This window comes from Pseudoalteromonas sp. '520P1 No. 423', from assembly GCF_001269985.1.
In the GTDB taxonomy this organism is placed as follows: domain Bacteria; phylum Pseudomonadota; class Gammaproteobacteria; order Enterobacterales; family Alteromonadaceae; genus Pseudoalteromonas.
This window is the reverse complement of sequence record NZ_BBZB01000001.1, coordinates 429,001-446,044: the sequence shown is the minus strand read 5'-3', so window position 1 is coordinate 446,044 and position 17,044 is coordinate 429,001. Positions and strand designations below refer to the sequence as shown.

The window sequence follows — 17,044 nt, the reverse complement described above, 5'->3', positions numbered from 1 at the left end:
GTTTGATGGCTGCCCTACTTTTGTCTCCCAGTGTAAAAGCTGTAAAAGTGCAAGACAGTGAACTACAAAAGTTTACTCGCTCGAATGTGCTCGGTACCTCGTTTGAAATGGGCGTTAAAAGTTCTATTGACGAGGCTAAGCAAGCGCAAGCAGCTGCTCTGGCTGAAATAGATCGCTTAGCAAGCGTTTTTAGTACTTACGAACCAAGCTCTGAAGTGAGCGAATTAAACCAAAATGGTGTCACTAATGCGCCATCAAAAGATTTAGTTGCACTGATCAGGCTTTGTGAGAAATGGCAAAAGTCACTGCCAAAATCATTTAGCTGTCGTTTAGGTAATGTTATTGCAATGTGGCAGTCGTTTGAGCAACAGCAGCAACGCCCTAATCGTGTCGATATTCGTAAAACGGCAAGAGCAGCACAACAAAGTAACTTTAGTGTTGATGATTTAAAGGCTGGTATCGCGAATCAAGATTTCACTTGGGATTTTGGTGGTATCGCTAAAGGCTATATTTTAGACAAGGCAATGGAAGTGGCTAAAATGTCTGCGCCAAATGCCAACGCAATCAAAATCGACATTGGAGGAGATGGTGTTTATTGGTCCTCATTAAGTGATAATCGACAACAGTGGCAAGTTGGGTTGGCTGTGCCGCATAGTATCGATGATGGTCAAGCAATACGATTGGGTATCTTAAATATCAATCGTGGGGCGATAGCTTACAGCGGGCATTCAAGTCGCAGCAGAACAATAGCTCGTCGAGCATACTCTCATATCTTAGCGCCGCGTGATGGCTGGCCAAAACACAATGCTATTACGGTAATCGTTAAAGCACCAGATGCCACAAGTGCTGATGCATTAGCGACGGCGCTTGCTGTCAGCGACATTTCAGTGGCATTAGATTGGCTGGAAAAAAATCCAAGATATGCGGCACTGCTGATTGACAGTGACGGCCGCCAATACGCGTCCAATAATTGGTATCAGAATTACCAAGCACAGCACACAGACGAACAAACCAATAAAGGCTATCAAGCCAAAATTAGCTTTACCTTACCCAAAATAGATGTTGCTAAGTACCGCAAGCCCTATGTATCACTTTGGATTGCCGACAAAAAAGGGAAAGTCGTTAAGAACCTATTGATATTGGGACAAAGTGAGCGCTGGATGCAAGAAAATCGTTCGTGGTGGCGTATCCAAGGACGTAAAACGCCACAATTGCTAGACGGTTTTGCCAGGCCAACAAGACGACCAGGTCACTATGAGGTGATTTGGAATGGACGAGATGACTTTGGGCAGTCATTGCCAGAAGGGGAGTATCGTTTGTTTGCTGAAGCGTCTCGCGAGCACGGCGACTACGAAAAAATTTCGTTACCTTTTAATCTGATGAATCAAAAGCAAGTATTGACGAAAAATGGCAAAAAGGAAATTGACGCACTCACCATTACGTTCAATTAACAATTTTTAAAAATACAATTGATAATGATTTGCATTTAGATTATTATGCGCGCAAATTTAATAACCTCATGTAATCGCACTTTCGAATTAGTCCTTTGTTATTAAGGAATGCGATAAACGATTAAACAAATAAGACGCTTCACATGGGGACTGAAACACTAATACCGGAGAATAAAATGAACTTGAAAAAGACCAGTTTAACACTTGCTATTACTGTGGCTCTCGGTCAAACAGCCTACGCAGAAACTCCAGCTGACGAAGATCTTAATACGTTAAATACAACGGTTATTCACGCTAAAAGTATTAAGCGAGATGCGACAATTGAAAAGATTGAAGCAACAGATATAGATACTAACCAAATCAAAGACATGGAAGGCATCGTTAAATATATTCCTGGTGTAAACGTATCAAAAGGCGATGACCGTTGGGGCTCGTCAGGTTTTAATATTCGCGGTTTAGATGAAGATAGAGTAGCGATTACCGTTGACGGGGTACCACAAGGGGAAACGCTTAAAAATGAAGGTGGTCAAGCTTACGGTTACTTCAAAGGCTCTCGCAATGGCGTTGACATTGAAGCGTTAAAGCGTGTAGAAATTGTTAAAGGTGCTGACGCTATCTTATCTGGTAGTGGGGCTTTATCTGGTGCAGTTTCATTTACGACAAAAGATCCTTCTGATTTTTTAGCCGCAGAAGGTAACGATACAGCTGTAGGCGTTAAATTAGGTTACTCAGGTAATAACAATGAACAAATAGGCTCACTGTCGCTTGCAAACAGAACCGGTAACTTAGAGTCAATGATCATGTATACACAGCGCGATAGTGATGAGTATGAAAGCTACGACATGGATGCGCTTGATATCGAAGGGGCGGCACGAGAAATTCCTGATCCACAGGAGCATGATACAACCAGTTACTTAGCAAAAGTGATTTACCATATTCCAGAAAACACTGAAGTTGGTGTAGTAGCAAGTCAATACAAAACTGAAACGATGACAGACGCTCAGTCATTCAACGGCGGTTGGTACAGCAACCGTATCGGTGATGACACGTCTGATACAAAGCGCATTGGCGTATTTTTAAACCACGAGCAAGACACAGTATTATTTGATCGAATCGAAGTCGCTTACAACGACCAAAGCATCGACTTTGAAGCTAAAACGACACAGCATGTAACTTACGACTTTGGTCCGTTCTTCCGCGCAGATGAAGACCGCATTGACAGCCGTAATTTCGATCAAGACGTTATGCAGTTCACGGTTGATTTAGTTAAATCATTTGAATTAGCCGAGACACAACACGAGTTAACTTACGGTTACGAACACTTAGATAAAGATTTCGCAAACTACCGTAGGCGTGCTAAAAACAGTAACTATGATGATTTAGGTTGGGTCGAAGCAGACAATGGCGCTTTGGTACCAAAATCAGAATCTCAAACTCACACTGTTTATGCATTAGATACGTTTGAAGTAACGCCAGGCACTCAAATTCGTCTTGGCGCACGTTTTGATGACATTACTTATGATGCACACGAAGATGAGTACTTCAGTGACGAACTAGAGTTATTAACTGAAATTAGTTTCAGTGAATTTACTTGGACGGTCGGTGTTGAGCACGAAATTAACAGCGACTTATCTATCGAAGCGGGTGTGTCGACAGGTTTCCGCGCACCGACAATTGAAGAGCTATACATCGCAGGTGGTACACCAGACGATATCACAAGTATGCCAAACCCAGATTTAGAAGCAGAATATGCAACAAACTTCGATGTTGCTTTAGTCGGTAATGCTGGTGCGCTTGATTACCGTGTAGGTGTTTTCTTCAGTGACTACAAAGACTTCATTGAAAACGTAAGAGTGGAACGTACTAACCCTGAAACAGGCTTACCAGATCCTGACGGTTACTTAACACCTATGAATGCTGCTGATGCGGAAATTAAAGGGTTAGAGTTAGCGTTAAATCTAGACCTTAACCAATTTGGTTTAACAGGTTTTAACACGTCACTTTCAGCTGCATACACTGATGGTGAAGAAGACAACGGCGACCCTATTTTCTCTGTTCAACCGTTCAATGCGGTATGGAGCGTTGAATATAGCGCTGATAACTGGGGTGTAGCGATGTACACTAACTTTACCAAAGGTAAAGATAAAGACGATGCTTATAACACAGATGCAGAAGATGGTTCGCGTACTTACCCGTTATACCTAAGTAACACTGCTACTGTTATCGATTTAGCGGGTTATTACAACGTAACAGAAAACATCACGTTGCGTGCAGGTGTGAACAACTTGACTGACAAGGAATACTTCTTGTGGGATAACGTGAGATTTGTTGACCAAGCTGACATGCGTCCAGGTATCGGTGTTGATGGTGACGGTGTTAACCGTTACTCAGAGTCTGGAAGAAACTTTGAAGCCAGTATTAATGTAATGTTTTAATTGAATTATTTATTAATTAAGTCATTAGTTAATTAAAATTATTTATAATAAAAACTCTGAATCTTTCGCAAGATTCAGAGTTTTTTTTGGTTCAGATAAAGTGTGTAAATATGCGTATTAAGTTCTGGCTATTGAGTATTCTTTTGGTACTGTCGCTGATGCCTATCGGCCACACAGTTGTGATGTTATTAAGGGAAGTTAACGACGTTAATCTTTGGATAGTTGCCCATCTTACGATTGGCTTTATGGGTATATTTGTTATCCATCAAGGAAGCAAGTATTCAGAAACAACCGCTTCTATCCTTGATTTTCTCGGCGCCCATTTTATTTTTATGGGAGTTTTTGAATTATCACTCCTATTTTGTACCCATTTAAATATCCAGTAGCCAACCTAGTGACCGTTTTTATTACAGTAACGTTATTGGCTTTAACCTTAGTAAATAAAGACGCTAAATTAGCAACTAAAGGTTCTTGAGTATCTCATTTATTAGATGTTCATTAATAAAGATCAGTTCGCAATTGGCCATGTTGAATCATGCGTTGATATGCTTTTTGCCCAAATATTTCAGTGAGCTTTTCGCAGACACTTTCGCCAAAACCTACCTGATTACCACAAACGTAAATGTTAGCGCCTAACTCTTGAACCCATTCAAGTAGTTGTGCTTTTTCTCGCGTAATATGCTCACCAATATAGCTAGGCTCATTATCGCGAGACCATGCTAAGCTCAACTTGCTAATAAGCTTTTGTTGGCACAATAGGTCAATTTCTTTAGAAAAGTAAAAATCTTTTGCTTGGTATTGCTCACCAAATAGTAACCAATGTTGTTGCGAGCTAACCGTCGCCGCTCTATGGCGTAAAAAGCCTATTAGCGGTGCTAAGCCTGTACCTGCGCCAATTAAAATGAGCGGCGCGTCATGTTTAGGTAAATGAAAATTAGAGTGCACGCGTATTTCAGCGTTCACCAATTGCTCTGGTGTTAAATCGCATAAGTAATGAGATGCAATGCCAGGCTCCCCATTTTCTAGAGTGTGACGACGCACCAAAAGCTCTATCGTGTCGTGATAAGGCGAGCTCGCTATCGAATAGACGCGTGGTACTAATGGTCTTAACTTTTCGACGAGTTGCTGTGCCGTTTCTGCTTGTTCTCCTTGCCACTCTAATGTGGTTAACGCGTTCAACAGTGTTGTTTTTTGCTTGGCTAAAGTCACTGTGTCTTGCGCTTGTAACCCTAAGCTATCGATAATGCGTTTTGCGTGTTCTGTGCTGCGCACAGGCGATATAGCGAGCAGATCACCTGGCTGGTAGCTGAGCTGTTGCTTATCAAATGCGATAACATGCGCATGTCGATGACCTTGTGTTGGATTACAGACTGTATTCTCAACCACTGGCAAGGAGACGCAAGCCTGCTTAATATCTTTGGTGCGCCAGTTAAGTTGCGTGGTTAATTTCTGCCACCAATCATTGACCGAATTGTTGTCGAGGCGATCAACTTCGACCGTATGAACTATAGATTGAGCACCTTTTAACGTAAGTAACTGCTCGAGGCGATGACCAAAAGCGCAAAAGTCGCTATAGTGACTGTCTCCCAAAGCCAAGATTGAAAAGTTTACTGCGCTTTCATAAGTATTTAAAGACGTTAGTTTACGCAAAAAATTTTGTGCCTTTTCTGGAGGTTGGCCTTCTCCGTAGGTACTAGCGATCAGTAATACGTTCTCGTACTGGCTAAAAATATTCGGGTCTAATGTTGAAACACAGCGCACATCGCTAGTGTGAAGTAACGCTTTATTAAATCGTTTCGCAAGTGACATTGCACTACCAGATTGACTTGCATAAGCGATTAATGTGCTACTTACATGATTGTTCTTAAGTAACCATTTATTGTATATCCAAAGAATTAATGCGACGAAAGTTAAGCTCGTTATTGCGTAACTGACAGGCGTAGTAATAGCAGTTTTTTCATCAAACAAAAATGGCGTCTTGAAGTGAAAAATCAACAAAATATTGATGGCGCTTAGTGCTACCAAACGCAAGTAATTTCTGCTGGCAAGTAGCAAAATCACGGCTAATATGCATAGCGCTGTGAAGCATTTCAAAATTGATTGGCTAGTGAGGTAGACTGTTAGATGCTGTGTACTAAGTTTATTTTTAATCAAACCGTTGTTAGTGGTAATAATCACACCGCCACCTAGCTCAGGTTTTATCCTCCAAAGGCGGCTATCGAGTAATTGTTTATACTCGGCCGACACTAGCGCACCCGATACTAACGTATTTGCATATTGCAACTCTCCTAGCGTTTCTGAATCTGTGTGTGCAGCTTGAATCGACCAGACTAACGTAAACAACACTAACGATAAAACTATCATCGCAATATTGATGACACTTAATATGCGCGCCAAAAAAGGGGCTGCACGCTGTATAACTAATGAATTGATCATCGATGGCATCAGAATTTTACCACTTAAAATAAATCTAAATAAAAATTATTTGCATATGTTATTGAGAATTATTCGTAATTACTAGTATAATTGCATTCTCAAAAATTTTGGGTATTCAATTGAAAAGCGTTAATAAGCTCGACGAAACGCGTCGACAACATCATATTCAGTTACATCAAGTCACAGCTATTATGCGAAAGGTGCATATATACAGTGCCTTACCGGTGTTGTTATTAATGATATTTTTTGCCGTTACTGGGATTTTATTAAATCATCCAGAATTGGAAATGGGTGAAGTTGATAACAAGATGAGTGAAATTCAATTGCCAGATTGGGCGGGAGAAATGCCAGATTGGCCACAAAATTATGGCTCGCACAGTTTGGTTTTGTTGCAGTGGCTAGATAAAGAACACGATATCCGTGGGGTTGATTTTTCGATTGAGTGGGATGATTACGATCAACTGTTAATTGTTGATCTCACTGGCCCTAACGGATCTACCGTCATTGAAGTATTTTTTGCAGACAATCTGATTGCTGTAGATAACCGTCAGCTATCGACAATAGCCATGTTGAATAACCTTCACAGAGCCAAGCATGTTAGTGGCTTTTGGCGAGCAATGTCAGATCTGAGCGCTGTTTGTATGTTGTTGTTTTGCATCAGTGGATTCTGGTTAGTAGTGGTTAATCGTTTAGAACGTGTGCCTGCCAATATCTCAATGGTTATGGGTGGCGGCATATTTATTTTTGCATTGTATTTAATGCATTAGGAGGAATTTTAAGTGTTTCGTAAATTTTTATGTATGTTGGCGTTAATAGTAGCAAGTACCAGCGTACAGGCAGAGCAGTTGGATGTTAGTTTTGAGTTACCGAGCTTTGACAGCGCAAATTATCACAAACCATATGTTGCCATTTGGATAGAAAGCAAGGAAAAAAAAGAAACGCTATTGCTTTGGCATCTTACCAAAAAATCAGAAGACAAATGGCTTGCAGACATTCGTCGTTGGTGGCGTAAGCAGGGACGTTATGGCGATGCACCAGACGGTGTAACAGCTGCGACTAAAGGGCCTGGTGAGTATAAAAAATCGTTCAATGTTGAAGGCGTCAGTAAATTTAAGCTTTATATCGAAGTGGTGCGCGAAGACGGCGGCCGTTCGTTAATTAAGCAAGCTATTGATTTTAACAGTGACCAAAAAGAATTCAATTTTAAGGCTGATAAAGAAGTTGGCCCAATAAGTATCAAAATAGGAAAATAATAATGAAGTTTAATCACTTTTTAAAAGCCGTTGTTGGCTCTCTTTTCGCTATTTCAAGCTTTGCGAGTAACGCACACGACATTTACATTTGGCCGAGCTTTTTTTCAGTAGATACGGATAAGTCAAAAAGCGTAACGGTGGATATTACTGCGTCACATACTACCTTTAGACCAGATTTTTCAATGCCTAGCTCGGGTGTTAAAGCCTATGGTGTTGATGGTAAGCAAATCCGTCGTGTTGGCTCATTCTATCAAGGTGCACAGCGCTCTACGTTTGATTTAGCTGTTGAAGCTCAAGGTACTTACGGATTGATTTATGAGCGAGGCCCTTCGTACTTCTCTCGCTACACAGTAGGTAAGCGTGAAACTGAAAAACGCTTAAGAGCGAGCAAATCAGAAGCACAAGCTAAAATGCCTAAAAACGGCAAGAACTTAGAAACCTCTAAGTACTTTACTGTTGCAATGTCATACCTGACTAATGGCGCACCGACTGATGCCGTTTTACAGCCAAAAAATAAAGGTTTTGAATTAGTGCCTGTCACTCACCCAGCAGACTATGTAACAGGTGAAGAAATTCAAATTAAGGCACTATTTAATGGTGAGCCAGCTAAAGACTTAGATTTCACCTTAGAAAAAGAAGGTCCACAATACCAAGAAGAGCCGTTAGTTGTTGATCTTAAATCAGACAGCGAAGGTTTGGTTAACTTCTCTTTAGAAGAAGGTGGACGTTTTATGCTTAAGGTATATCATAAAATGAAAAGTGAAGATGCCGAGGCAGATTTCGACATTACTCGTGTTTACTATGCATTTGAAGTGATTTATGAATAAGCAATTTTTTGCAAAAACATCACTAGCGCTTATTGCCTTGGTGCTTTGCAGCAAGGCGTATGCGCATTTTCCGACACTAAGTTGTGAAGTAAAGCCTGAAGATAAAACAACACTGCACTGCTTAGCCGGTTATAGTGATGCCAGTTTAGCTGGTGTTGTCGCGCTTGAAGTATTCTCTTACGACGAAGAACTACTTTCTAAACAAACTACCGCAGAAGATGGCAGCGTAGCTTTTAAAATGCCCGAGAGTGAATTCTACATCGTATTTAACCCCGGCCACGAAAGCCCAGCTGAGTTCGATTATGCCGAACTTTAATAATCAAGCACACCAAACCCAAGTGGTTAGAGAAGTTATTCCATTAACGGATAGCCATAAAGAGAATCGTTACTTTTTTCTCACGTTAATTGGTATCTTATTATCTGCTGCTTTATTGCTATGGTTTACTGGGCATAAAGATCATCACACGATTCGACTGCCTAACCACCTCAGTAATTTAGCTACACAGCTTAGTATCGCTAGCGACGAACTTGCCATGCTTCAAGATATTGAAATAGTAAGTCAGCAGCCGAGCTTAACTGAATTACTAGACAATGAATTAGCACCGTTTACCGCTGAGCACTTTGAGATGGCTGGCGAAAATTGCTTTGTAATTGATAAACAGGAAGTGCAGTTGCGTTTGATTAAACTCTATAACGAGCCGTGGCAGGTTCAATGGCGTGAGAGCGGGGCTCATGAAAATCATGAAAATCATGCAGATACTCTCGATGAAACTCACAATGACACGCGCTGCCAAGCGATTGAAGAATGGCGAGCCGTCGCCCATTTAGCTACTGATAAGAGCAGGATATGAAACACCTAATTACCTTATTTCTACTGTTAACCTTTGCGGGGTTTACCATTGCTGAACCATCGACAGACAAAAAGCTTACTGTCGGTATTACATTGCATCCTTATTATTCGTATGTTGCTAACGTATTGGGTGATAAAGGCGAAGTATTACCGCTGATTGAAACAGGGTTTAATCCTCACAGTTACTCGTTAAATCCGGCGGATATTGCTCGGTTGAATAAATTAGATGCCTTAGTGGTTAATGGCATTGGTCATGATGAGTTTGTAATGCATGCCGTAGAGCGCGTAAACCCTAAAAACCTCAACATGATTTTTGCTAATAAAGATGTGCCGTTACTTGGTCATGGTGGTAAGTCAAATTCACACACTTTTGTGTCGATTGATGCGGGCATTCGTCAAGTTTACAGCATTGCTAAAGGGTTAGGTAAAATTGATCCCGAGAATGCGAAGTACTTTAGTAAAAATGCTTTTTTGTACGCTAAAAAGTTGCGTGCATTAAAGAAGAATGTTCAACATATCTTAATCAATAAAGATTTGAGCAAGGTTAAAATTGCCAGCACTCACAATGCCTACGGTTATTTACTACAAGAATTTGGTTTAACGGTTTCTGCCGTGGTTGAACCTGCACATGGGGTAAAACCAAGTGCCTCACAGTTACAAGCGACGATTGATGAAATTCGCAAAGCGGATATCGACGTATTGTTCACTGAACTAAACATGTCAAATGATTACATTGACGTGATTGAAAAAGAAACTGGCATTAAAATTTACCACTTTTCTCATATGACGCACGGCGAGTACACCAAAGAATTAGTCGAATTAGAAATGCGTCACAATATCAACAAATTAGCAGAAGCATTAACGTATGCTGCTAACAAGGTAGGTTAATGTCATACACGGCTTCCGATAGCGCTTCGCCATGCGTTACTTTCGATAATACATCAGTAAAAATAGAGCGAAATCATTTACTATCAAATATTAATCTCACCATTGAGCCTGGCTGCTGGTTGGGTATTGTCGGCCCCAATGGTGGTGGTAAATCAACGCTGATCAAAGCACTGCTTGGACTTGTGCCTCATCAAGGTGGCATCTATTTAGATTGGCCACAAGGGAAAGTGGGCAATATTGGCTATGTACCACAGTTGGCACCGTTTGATGCCACTTTGCCAATTACCGTACTCGATTACTTACGCATGGTAGCGGAAAACCGCGCCGTTTGGCTTAAGTACAAGCACAATCAAAAAATCATGCAAACCATGGAAAAGTTCCAAATTAGTAATTTTGCTGACAAACGCATCGGCACCTTATCAACAGGTGAAAGACAGAGAGTGCTGCTGTGTGGCGCTTTGCTTAATGAACCAGACATTTTGTTACTGGATGAGCCGTTAGCGGGCGTTGATAAAAAAGGACATCAACTGATCCTCGATCTGTTAAGTGACTATCATCAAAAAGAAAATTCGATCTTAATGGTCGAGCACCATTGGCATATTGTTGCTAAGTATTGTCAGCAAATAGCACTTATTGAACAAACCTTAGTTGAAGTAGGCAGTGCTGATAAAATTTTTGACGTATTACAACAAAATGCGTCGCCGTTAGATTTCGCCAATATGGGTTAGCCATTATTATGTTAGACAGTATTCATCAATTTTTCGCTGGCTTAGCAGAGCAAGGCTGGCTACCCGAAATGTTTGGCTATAGCTTTTTAGTTAATGCCTTTTTAGCCAGCTTAATGATTGGCCCGTTATTAGGGGTACTTGGTACCTTAGTCGTGGTTAAGCGCTTAGCGTTTTTATCAGAAGCGGTTGGTCACTCTGCACTTACAGGGGTGTCGATAGGTATTTTACTCGGCGAGCCGACCACTGCACCGTGGATTAGTCTATTTGCCTTTTCCATTGTGTTTGCATTATCTCTGCAATGGGTGCGCGGTAGAACAACTGTGCCTTACGATGCCTTGATTGGCGTATTCCTATCATTCGCGTTAGCTCTTGGTGCAGCTTTGTTGATGGTAGTGGCCAAGAAAGTCAATGCTCACTTAGTTGAACAAGTGCTTTTTGGCTCAGTACTCACGGCCGATTCACAAGATATCGTGATTTTATTTACCATGTTTGTGCTTATTACCGCATTGGCGTTTAAGTATTCAAACAAAGCGTATTTAACTGCACTGTCGCCAGAAATTGCAAAAAGTTTACGCGTAAAAACCAAGCTACACGATTACAGCTTTGTATTGCTCATTGCCTTAATGACCGTAGCGGCGGTAAAAATTATTGGCGCGGTGTTAGTTGGTGCTTTGCTATTAATCCCAGCGGCAAGTGCACGGCTTTTGGCTAATAATTTAAAAAGCATGTTGGCGTGGTCAATCCTTATTGCCACCTCTAGCGCCTTAGCGGGTGTCTTGTTGCCTATGTATATGCAATGGGCTGTAGCGACAGGACCTGCGATTATTTTGGTGGCTTGTGTATGGTTTGTGTTCTCAATCAGTTCTCATAGCTTTATGCGGAAAAAAGGATAAAAAATGCGACTTAACTTTATGTATAAAACGTATTTCGCGCTATTTTCTTGCTTGTTGGCAAGTACCGCATTGGCAAATGTAGCACCAATAAACTTCGTTTCAGCAAATGGTAGCATTGCGACAGTAAGCCCCATTAGCTTTAGCTTAACGCAGGCAATGATCGACAATACGCCACTTAACGTGAGTTATTTACCGCCAAAGCGTTTACCTGTTAACAGGGTGCCGAGTTGGCTGAGAAAAAATGCCAGCAATAAATTTGCATCGTTTGATGCCTTTGTTGGACTAAGTGCGGTAAAGCCAGAATTAGATTTTTTTCCAAGTTTAAGACTAAGTAATATCCGCATTGTTGATATTGATATTGCACATGCGATTATGCCCAATGGCGAAAAAGTAGTTTTGGCCTCTGATAATGAATTTTTTTGGCTGAATAGTAATAATTTGCTGGTAATGGCGGGTATATTAAAGCGTGACCTTGGCACGTTATGGCCAGCGCATATTGAACAAATCAATCAAAACTACCAACGCATTTCAGCGGAAATTCGCCAAATCAATTTGCAATTAGACGATGTCTTGATGACAAAAGAAGTTGCGTCTATAGTGCCTAAAAGTACCAAAATAGCGCCTTTTATCGCAAGTTTGTCCAGTGATATTAGTACTGAAGAAGATGCGGTGGCAATAGGGCTTCGCTACCTGATAATAGATAGCGGAAAGAAAAACTCAATTGGTGTATGGAAAATCGATGACTTTTCTCGCTTTAGTACAGGTAGCTTAATCAATAGGTTAGAAAAACAGCTGTCTTCGTTAAATGAAGCATTAAAGTCCGGTTAGCGGAGTTTTTGTACTTTAGTGATATCATCATGAAAGCAAAGCTTTGCCAGTTTTCAGCAAGCAACTGTATATGCAAACTCGGTGATTTCTTTAAAGTGACATCGCGTTATTTATTATATTCGAATGTTAAGTTTGCTGTTTTAACAGCTCTTAAGGATGTTAAGTGAAGTTTAATCAAATTAATAAAATGTTTTGTGTATTAGCTGCACTTAGTGGTTGCAGCACAAACGTTGAAGAGCGAGTTAGTAAGCCATTAATAACATTTGAAAAAACTAATAGTGGGTGGTTATCCTCGCAACCATTAACTTCTCTATATTCATATCAATTAATTGATGTGAGAGGGCAGCAGCCTAAAATTGTAAATATTAACGACACAGACGGTGGTTTACGTGACTACGATGTCGTGTTTATAGGTGAAAATCATCGACACCCAGGTAATCATCTGGCGCAAACGATGATTTATCAGCGTATGTTAGCTGGTAATAATGATGTCATATTATCAATGGAGCAATTTGAACGCGATACACAAAAAACCGTTGATGCTTATTTGGCTGGAGAAATTGGCGAATGGACGCTTCGGCACTTTGGCCGAGCGTGGGATAATTATCAAAGTAGTTATCGCCCACTCGTTGAAATGGCCAAAGCTCTAAATCTACCCGTAATTGCGGCTAATGCACCAAAAGATACTGTTGTGTGCACGGGGCGCAACGGGCTTGAAGTTTTAGAAAAATTACCCAAAGAAAGAAAAGATGAAGTGGCTGCTTCTTTTCATATTCCAGAAGAAGGCGATTATTTCGAGAAATTTGCGGGTGCAATGAGCCATGGTAGCTCTCGCAGTAAAGCCAGTTTAAACAGCTATCACGCGCAGGTGGTTCGCGATGATACTATGGCTGAATCAATACATTTAGCAATGCAAGCTCATCCTGATCACAAAATCGTTCACTTAAATGGTCATTTTCACTCAGCGTCTGGTTTAGGTACGGTAGAGCGTTTGAAGCTTCGCAATGACAGTCAGATTGCGGTTATTCAACCTATTTTGGTCAATGACCCAATCACTCCTAGCTTTAAATACACTGATATGGATAAAGGTGACTATTTATTACTTATTTATCCATTATCACCGATGGTGATTACTGATGAAAATAAAAGAGTGTGGCGTGAAAAAGTATTCAAGCGCTCTAAACAAGACTGTTCATTTGGAACTGATAAGGCTTGATTTAAATCATTGTGTTAAAATTTAGAGGGAAGTTGACTTATCGGTTTGGTTCTATTTAATTACTATTAGATAGTAGGTAACTATTGGGTTTTTACTTAAGTTACTGAATATTATATGAAATGTTTTTTGGGGTGCAAAGTGTGTGACAAAATCAGCAAACTTAAAATCATTCAAAAAATGTAAGTTGATAATTTAATTTAAAATCAAGCGATTAAGTGGAGTTAGAAAAGATTACGAAGAAGTAACCTCCTCTTGACTAAGCTTATATCAATTCTTTTAGTGTAATATTTTCAGTTTTTAATTTCCTTTTCGACTGTCCGTTATTGGCACTTTTACGAAGTTTGGTTCAGAGCGATAAGCGAACCTTTTTCAATTGAATCTTTGTAGTCCGCTTCAAGCCACAGAAATAGGTGAAATGATGGCTGCATTATGGGCAGCTATACCTCCTTATGAAATTGATCTAAGAATGGCAACCGCGAAGAAGTTAGCAACAGTAATACATTTACATATTGTCAAAGAAAAACCGACTGAAACTTAGTTGTTAATAATGAAAGCAATAAGTCAAATGATTGAAGTGCTTGATCTTAAATTATGTCTGAAGGTTAGATGAAAACGAGGCTACATCTAACCTTCTAAAGATAATTAATTACCTTTTATTGCGTATGCTAAATTACCATAAATTTGCATTATGCTATGGTTATTACCTTTCAAATTTTGATTAATAATAACACTAGGTTCTTCCACAGTATCAACACCTAGCCATTTCAAATATATATTTTTAAGATCCGAGTCAAATCTAGCGAGTTTAACCCAAGCACCTTGCAGCGCGCCTAAATTATTGTAATAGCGATCTTTTAAAGGATAAGTCGAGTTGACAGGCATACAAGAAGTACACACGTTACTTTGAAACATTTTATCTTCAGTTGAAATTATACCGTATTTAACTGTATTAACTAGCTTTAATATATCTTCCTGTTCAAAGATTTCCTCAAACTGCTCATCTGATTTACCCTCTAAATAAACCTCAACAATAAATGAGATGATATCTCTCGCATGACTCACATCAAGTGTCCCTTCTATTGGAAGCGTAGCAGTTGCACAGTTTTTATCTGAATTTGTATAGCAAGTAATATTGTAAGCTTTATCTTCAGCATTAATATCAATCTCAATCTCTCTTAAAGCCCCTTTGAGTTTCTTAGAGTTTTCTTCAATAAAATCAGAGTATTTAGTATTTTCTGTTATTTTATATAGATTTAAAGCAATTATTCCAGCTCGACTAATAAAATGAGGAACTGTGAGACCACTGAGTTTATCTCTAAAGCCATTTTCTCCCCATTTTTTCCAAACATGCTCTTCAAGGAAGTTAGTTAATTCAATCGCTGTATCCTGCTTAGTGTCAACATTATTTGCTACAGCAGCCGTTCTTGCAATACCTTGAGCTGCTCGCCATTCATAATGAAAATCATGATATTTAATAAGTTTAGTAAGCTTCTTTTTAATAGAAGAGTTATATAGATTAGAACTAAACCAAGTTTTATACTTACTATCCTCTTTTCCTTGTTCTATATACTTTCCTTGTTCTATATACTTTCCTTGTCCTATATACTTTTTAGATAATTCTATAGCTAAATCAAGATAGTCCTCATCATTTGTCGCTAAATATAAATCCAAAATCCCATCAATGCCCTGAGAAGCATTGTACATATGTTTTACATCGCATTCATAATAATCTGTTTTTTCAGGGTCTAAATCCTCTAAAGCAACCTCTGTAAAAGTTTCAGGATCTATGTTACAGATAAGACCACTGACAAAATTATCTACATCTATATTTTTTGCCTTTTCAATTACAGTACTGCCCTTAGGCCTCTCTAAAACAGTATACTCCGATGATTTTTCTGTTGTTCCTCCTGGTCCACTACAAGTGATAGATGAGGTAAAAGTACCGGCTGTATTTCTGACTGGATTCCAAGAACCTTTTAAACTAATGCTGTTACCATTATTATTTTTACACTCTGTTGCGTTTGTAGTTGACCAAGTTAGCAATACTTTTTGACCTACGTAAACCGTTGAAGGTGTGTAATTATATTCTATCGTTGGGGCTGGGTAGTTTACTGTATAACTAGATGATTTTGTAGTGGAACCACCTAAACCCGTACAAGTGATAGATGTGGTAAAAGTACCGGCTGTATTTCTGACTGGATTCCAAGAACCGTTTAAGCTAATGCTGTTACCATCATTATTTTTACACTCCGTTGCATTTGTAGCTGACCAAGTGAGTAATACTTTTTCACCTACATATATACTTGATGGAGTGTAGTTATACTCTATTGTTGGGGCTGGGTAGTTTTTTACTGTATAACTAGATGATTTTGTAGTGGAACCACCTAAACCCGTACAAGTGATAGATGTGGTAAAATTACCGGCTGTATTTCTGACTGGATTCCAAGAACCGTTTAAGCTAATGCTGTTACCATCATTATTTTTACACTCCGTTGCATTTGTAGCTGACCAAGTGAGTAATACTTTTTCACCTACATATATACTTGATGGAGTGTAGTTATACTCTATTGTTGGGGCTGGGTAGTTTTTTACTGTATAACTAGATGATTTTGTAGTGGAACCACCTAAACCCGTACAAGTGATAGATGTGGTAAAATTACCGGCTGTATTTCTGACTGGATTCCAAGAACCGTTTAAATTAAGGCTGTTACCATAATTATTTTTACACTCTGTTGCATTTGTAGCTGACCAAGTGAGTAATACTTTTTCACCTACATATATACTTGATGGAGTGTAGCTATACTCTATTGTTGGGGGTGGGTAGTTTTTTACTGTATAACTAGATGATTTTGTAGTGGAACCACCTAAACCCTTACAAGTGATAGATGTGGTAAAAGTACCGGCTGTATTTCTGACTGGATTCCAAGAACCGTTTAAGCTAAGGCTGTTACCATAATTATTTTTACACTCCGTTGCATTTGTAGCTGACCAAGTGAGTAATACTTTTTCACCTACATATATACTTGATGGTGTGTAGCTGTATTCTACTATTGGTGCGTTAGAAGCAAACACTGGACTTTTAATAAATAAAAATATAATTGAAATATATATTTTTATTCCTAAGTTGACAGTAATCTTCACTTTATTTCCTTTTTAAATTGAATTTAATAAAATTTGTTGGGCTGTTGTCTATTGCTCAATACGTATTTATAACTTATATAGCAAAAGTAAAATGTGTA

General features: G+C 39.4%; 16 protein-coding genes. 14 read left to right on the top strand and 2 right to left on the bottom strand.

The window, feature by feature from the left end; translation table 11 throughout:
- The first annotated feature begins 20 nt into the window (after positions 1–20).
- From PSA_RS02025 to PSA_RS25715, 3 genes are all read left to right on the top strand, one after another.
- Complete coding sequence (locus tag PSA_RS02025) at positions 21–1,451, top strand: DUF2271 domain-containing protein (RefSeq protein ID WP_193216538.1); 1,431 nt, start codon at positions 21–23, stop codon at positions 1,449–1,451.
- Between the two features lie 176 nt (positions 1,452–1,627).
- Positions 1,628–3,886: a TonB-dependent hemoglobin/transferrin/lactoferrin family receptor gene (locus PSA_RS02020; RefSeq protein WP_042147921.1), complete on the top strand. Its 2,259-nt coding sequence runs from the start codon at positions 1,628–1,630 to the stop codon at positions 3,884–3,886.
- A 110-nt stretch (positions 3,887–3,996) separates the two neighbouring features.
- A complete protein-coding gene (locus PSA_RS25715; RefSeq protein WP_042147924.1) occupies positions 3,997–4,272 on the top strand; it encodes a hypothetical protein in 276 nt (91 codons plus the stop codon).
- Between the two features lie 112 nt (positions 4,273–4,384).
- On the opposite strand, the gene PSA_RS02010 is transcribed toward PSA_RS25715, so the two are convergent.
- Positions 4,385–6,331, bottom strand: coding sequence for a flavodoxin domain-containing protein (locus PSA_RS02010; RefSeq protein ID WP_042147927.1), 1,947 nt, complete (start codon positions 6,329–6,331; stop codon positions 4,385–4,387).
- A 110-nt stretch (positions 6,332–6,441) separates the two neighbouring features.
- Here PSA_RS02010 and PSA_RS02005 point away from each other — a divergent pair, with 110 nt between their 5' ends.
- The 11 genes from PSA_RS02005 to PSA_RS25025 all read left to right on the top strand — a co-directional run bounded on the left by PSA_RS02005 (position 6,442) and on the right by PSA_RS25025 (position 14,343).
- Positions 6,442–7,089, top strand: a complete 648-nt coding sequence (locus PSA_RS02005; RefSeq protein WP_127924167.1) for a PepSY-associated TM helix domain-containing protein — start codon at positions 6,442–6,444, stop codon at positions 7,087–7,089.
- A gap of 12 nt (positions 7,090–7,101) precedes the next feature.
- Positions 7,102–7,575: a DUF2271 domain-containing protein gene (locus PSA_RS02000; RefSeq protein ID WP_052380081.1), complete on the top strand. Its 474-nt coding sequence runs from the start codon at positions 7,102–7,104 to the stop codon at positions 7,573–7,575.
- A 2-nt stretch (positions 7,576–7,577) separates the two neighbouring features.
- Positions 7,578–8,402 (top strand): DUF4198 domain-containing protein, encoded by an 825-nt coding sequence (locus PSA_RS01995; RefSeq protein WP_042147931.1) that lies wholly within the window; start codon positions 7,578–7,580, stop codon positions 8,400–8,402.
- Positions 8,395–8,718, top strand: a complete 324-nt coding sequence (locus tag PSA_RS01990) for a hypothetical protein (protein ID WP_052380082.1) — start codon at positions 8,395–8,397, stop codon at positions 8,716–8,718. Before PSA_RS01995 ends, PSA_RS01990 begins: the two co-directional genes overlap by 8 nt.
- Positions 8,705–9,253 carry a hypothetical protein gene (locus tag PSA_RS01985; RefSeq protein WP_042147934.1) on the top strand — a complete coding sequence of 183 codons (549 nt, stop codon included), beginning with the start codon at positions 8,705–8,707 and terminating at the stop codon, positions 9,251–9,253. Before PSA_RS01990 ends, PSA_RS01985 begins: the two co-directional genes overlap by 14 nt.
- A complete protein-coding gene (locus PSA_RS01980) occupies positions 9,250–10,140 on the top strand; it encodes a metal ABC transporter solute-binding protein, Zn/Mn family (RefSeq protein WP_042147937.1) in 891 nt (296 codons plus the stop codon). Before PSA_RS01985 ends, PSA_RS01980 begins: the two co-directional genes overlap by 4 nt.
- On the top strand, positions 10,140–10,868 hold the full coding sequence (locus tag PSA_RS01975) for a metal ABC transporter ATP-binding protein (protein ID WP_052380083.1): 729 nt from the start codon (positions 10,140–10,142) through the stop codon (positions 10,866–10,868). The genes PSA_RS01980 and PSA_RS01975 overlap by 1 nt, the downstream gene beginning before the upstream one ends.
- A gap of 5 nt (positions 10,869–10,873) precedes the next feature.
- Positions 10,874–11,761 carry a metal ABC transporter permease gene (locus tag PSA_RS01970; RefSeq protein ID WP_371257846.1) on the top strand — a complete coding sequence of 296 codons (888 nt, stop codon included), beginning with the start codon at positions 10,874–10,876 and terminating at the stop codon, positions 11,759–11,761.
- 3 nt (positions 11,762–11,764) lie between these two features.
- Positions 11,765–12,589 (top strand): hypothetical protein, encoded by an 825-nt coding sequence (locus PSA_RS01965; protein WP_042147943.1) that lies wholly within the window; start codon positions 11,765–11,767, stop codon positions 12,587–12,589.
- 163 nt (positions 12,590–12,752) lie between these two features.
- Complete coding sequence (locus PSA_RS01960; RefSeq protein WP_052380084.1) at positions 12,753–13,805, top strand: ChaN family lipoprotein; 1,053 nt, start codon at positions 12,753–12,755, stop codon at positions 13,803–13,805.
- A gap of 373 nt (positions 13,806–14,178) precedes the next feature.
- Entirely contained in the window at positions 14,179–14,343 is a 165-nt protein-coding gene (locus PSA_RS25025) for a hypothetical protein (protein ID WP_157575717.1), read from the top strand.
- Between the two features lie 104 nt (positions 14,344–14,447).
- Here the strand turns inward: PSA_RS25025 and PSA_RS01955 are convergent, their stop codons facing one another.
- Positions 14,448–16,946, bottom strand: coding sequence for a hypothetical protein (locus PSA_RS01955; protein WP_059364701.1), 2,499 nt, complete (start codon positions 16,944–16,946; stop codon positions 14,448–14,450).
- Positions 16,947–17,044: the final 98 nt, after the last annotated feature.

Excerpts from the sequence above, each read along its gene's own strand:
- PSA_RS02020 (WP_042147921.1), top strand. The coding sequence starts at position 1,628 with ATGAACTTGAAAAAGACCAGTTTAACACTTGCTATTACTGTGGCTCTC.
- PSA_RS25715 (WP_042147924.1), top strand. The coding sequence starts at position 3,997 with ATGCGTATTAAGTTCTGGCTATTGAGTATTCTTTTGGTACTGTCGCTG.
- PSA_RS02010 (WP_042147927.1), bottom strand. The coding sequence starts at position 6,331 with ATGCCATCGATGATCAATTCATTAGTTATACAGCGTGCAGCCCCTTTT.
- PSA_RS01995 (WP_042147931.1), top strand. The coding sequence starts at position 7,578 with ATGAAGTTTAATCACTTTTTAAAAGCCGTTGTTGGCTCTCTTTTCGCT.
- PSA_RS01990 (WP_052380082.1), top strand. The coding sequence starts at position 8,395 with ATGAATAAGCAATTTTTTGCAAAAACATCACTAGCGCTTATTGCCTTG.
- PSA_RS01985 (WP_042147934.1), top strand. The coding sequence starts at position 8,705 with ATGCCGAACTTTAATAATCAAGCACACCAAACCCAAGTGGTTAGAGAA.
- PSA_RS01980 (WP_042147937.1), top strand. The coding sequence starts at position 9,250 with ATGAAACACCTAATTACCTTATTTCTACTGTTAACCTTTGCGGGGTTT.
- PSA_RS01975 (WP_052380083.1), top strand. The coding sequence starts at position 10,140 with ATGTCATACACGGCTTCCGATAGCGCTTCGCCATGCGTTACTTTCGAT.
- PSA_RS01965 (WP_042147943.1), top strand. The coding sequence starts at position 11,765 with ATGCGACTTAACTTTATGTATAAAACGTATTTCGCGCTATTTTCTTGC.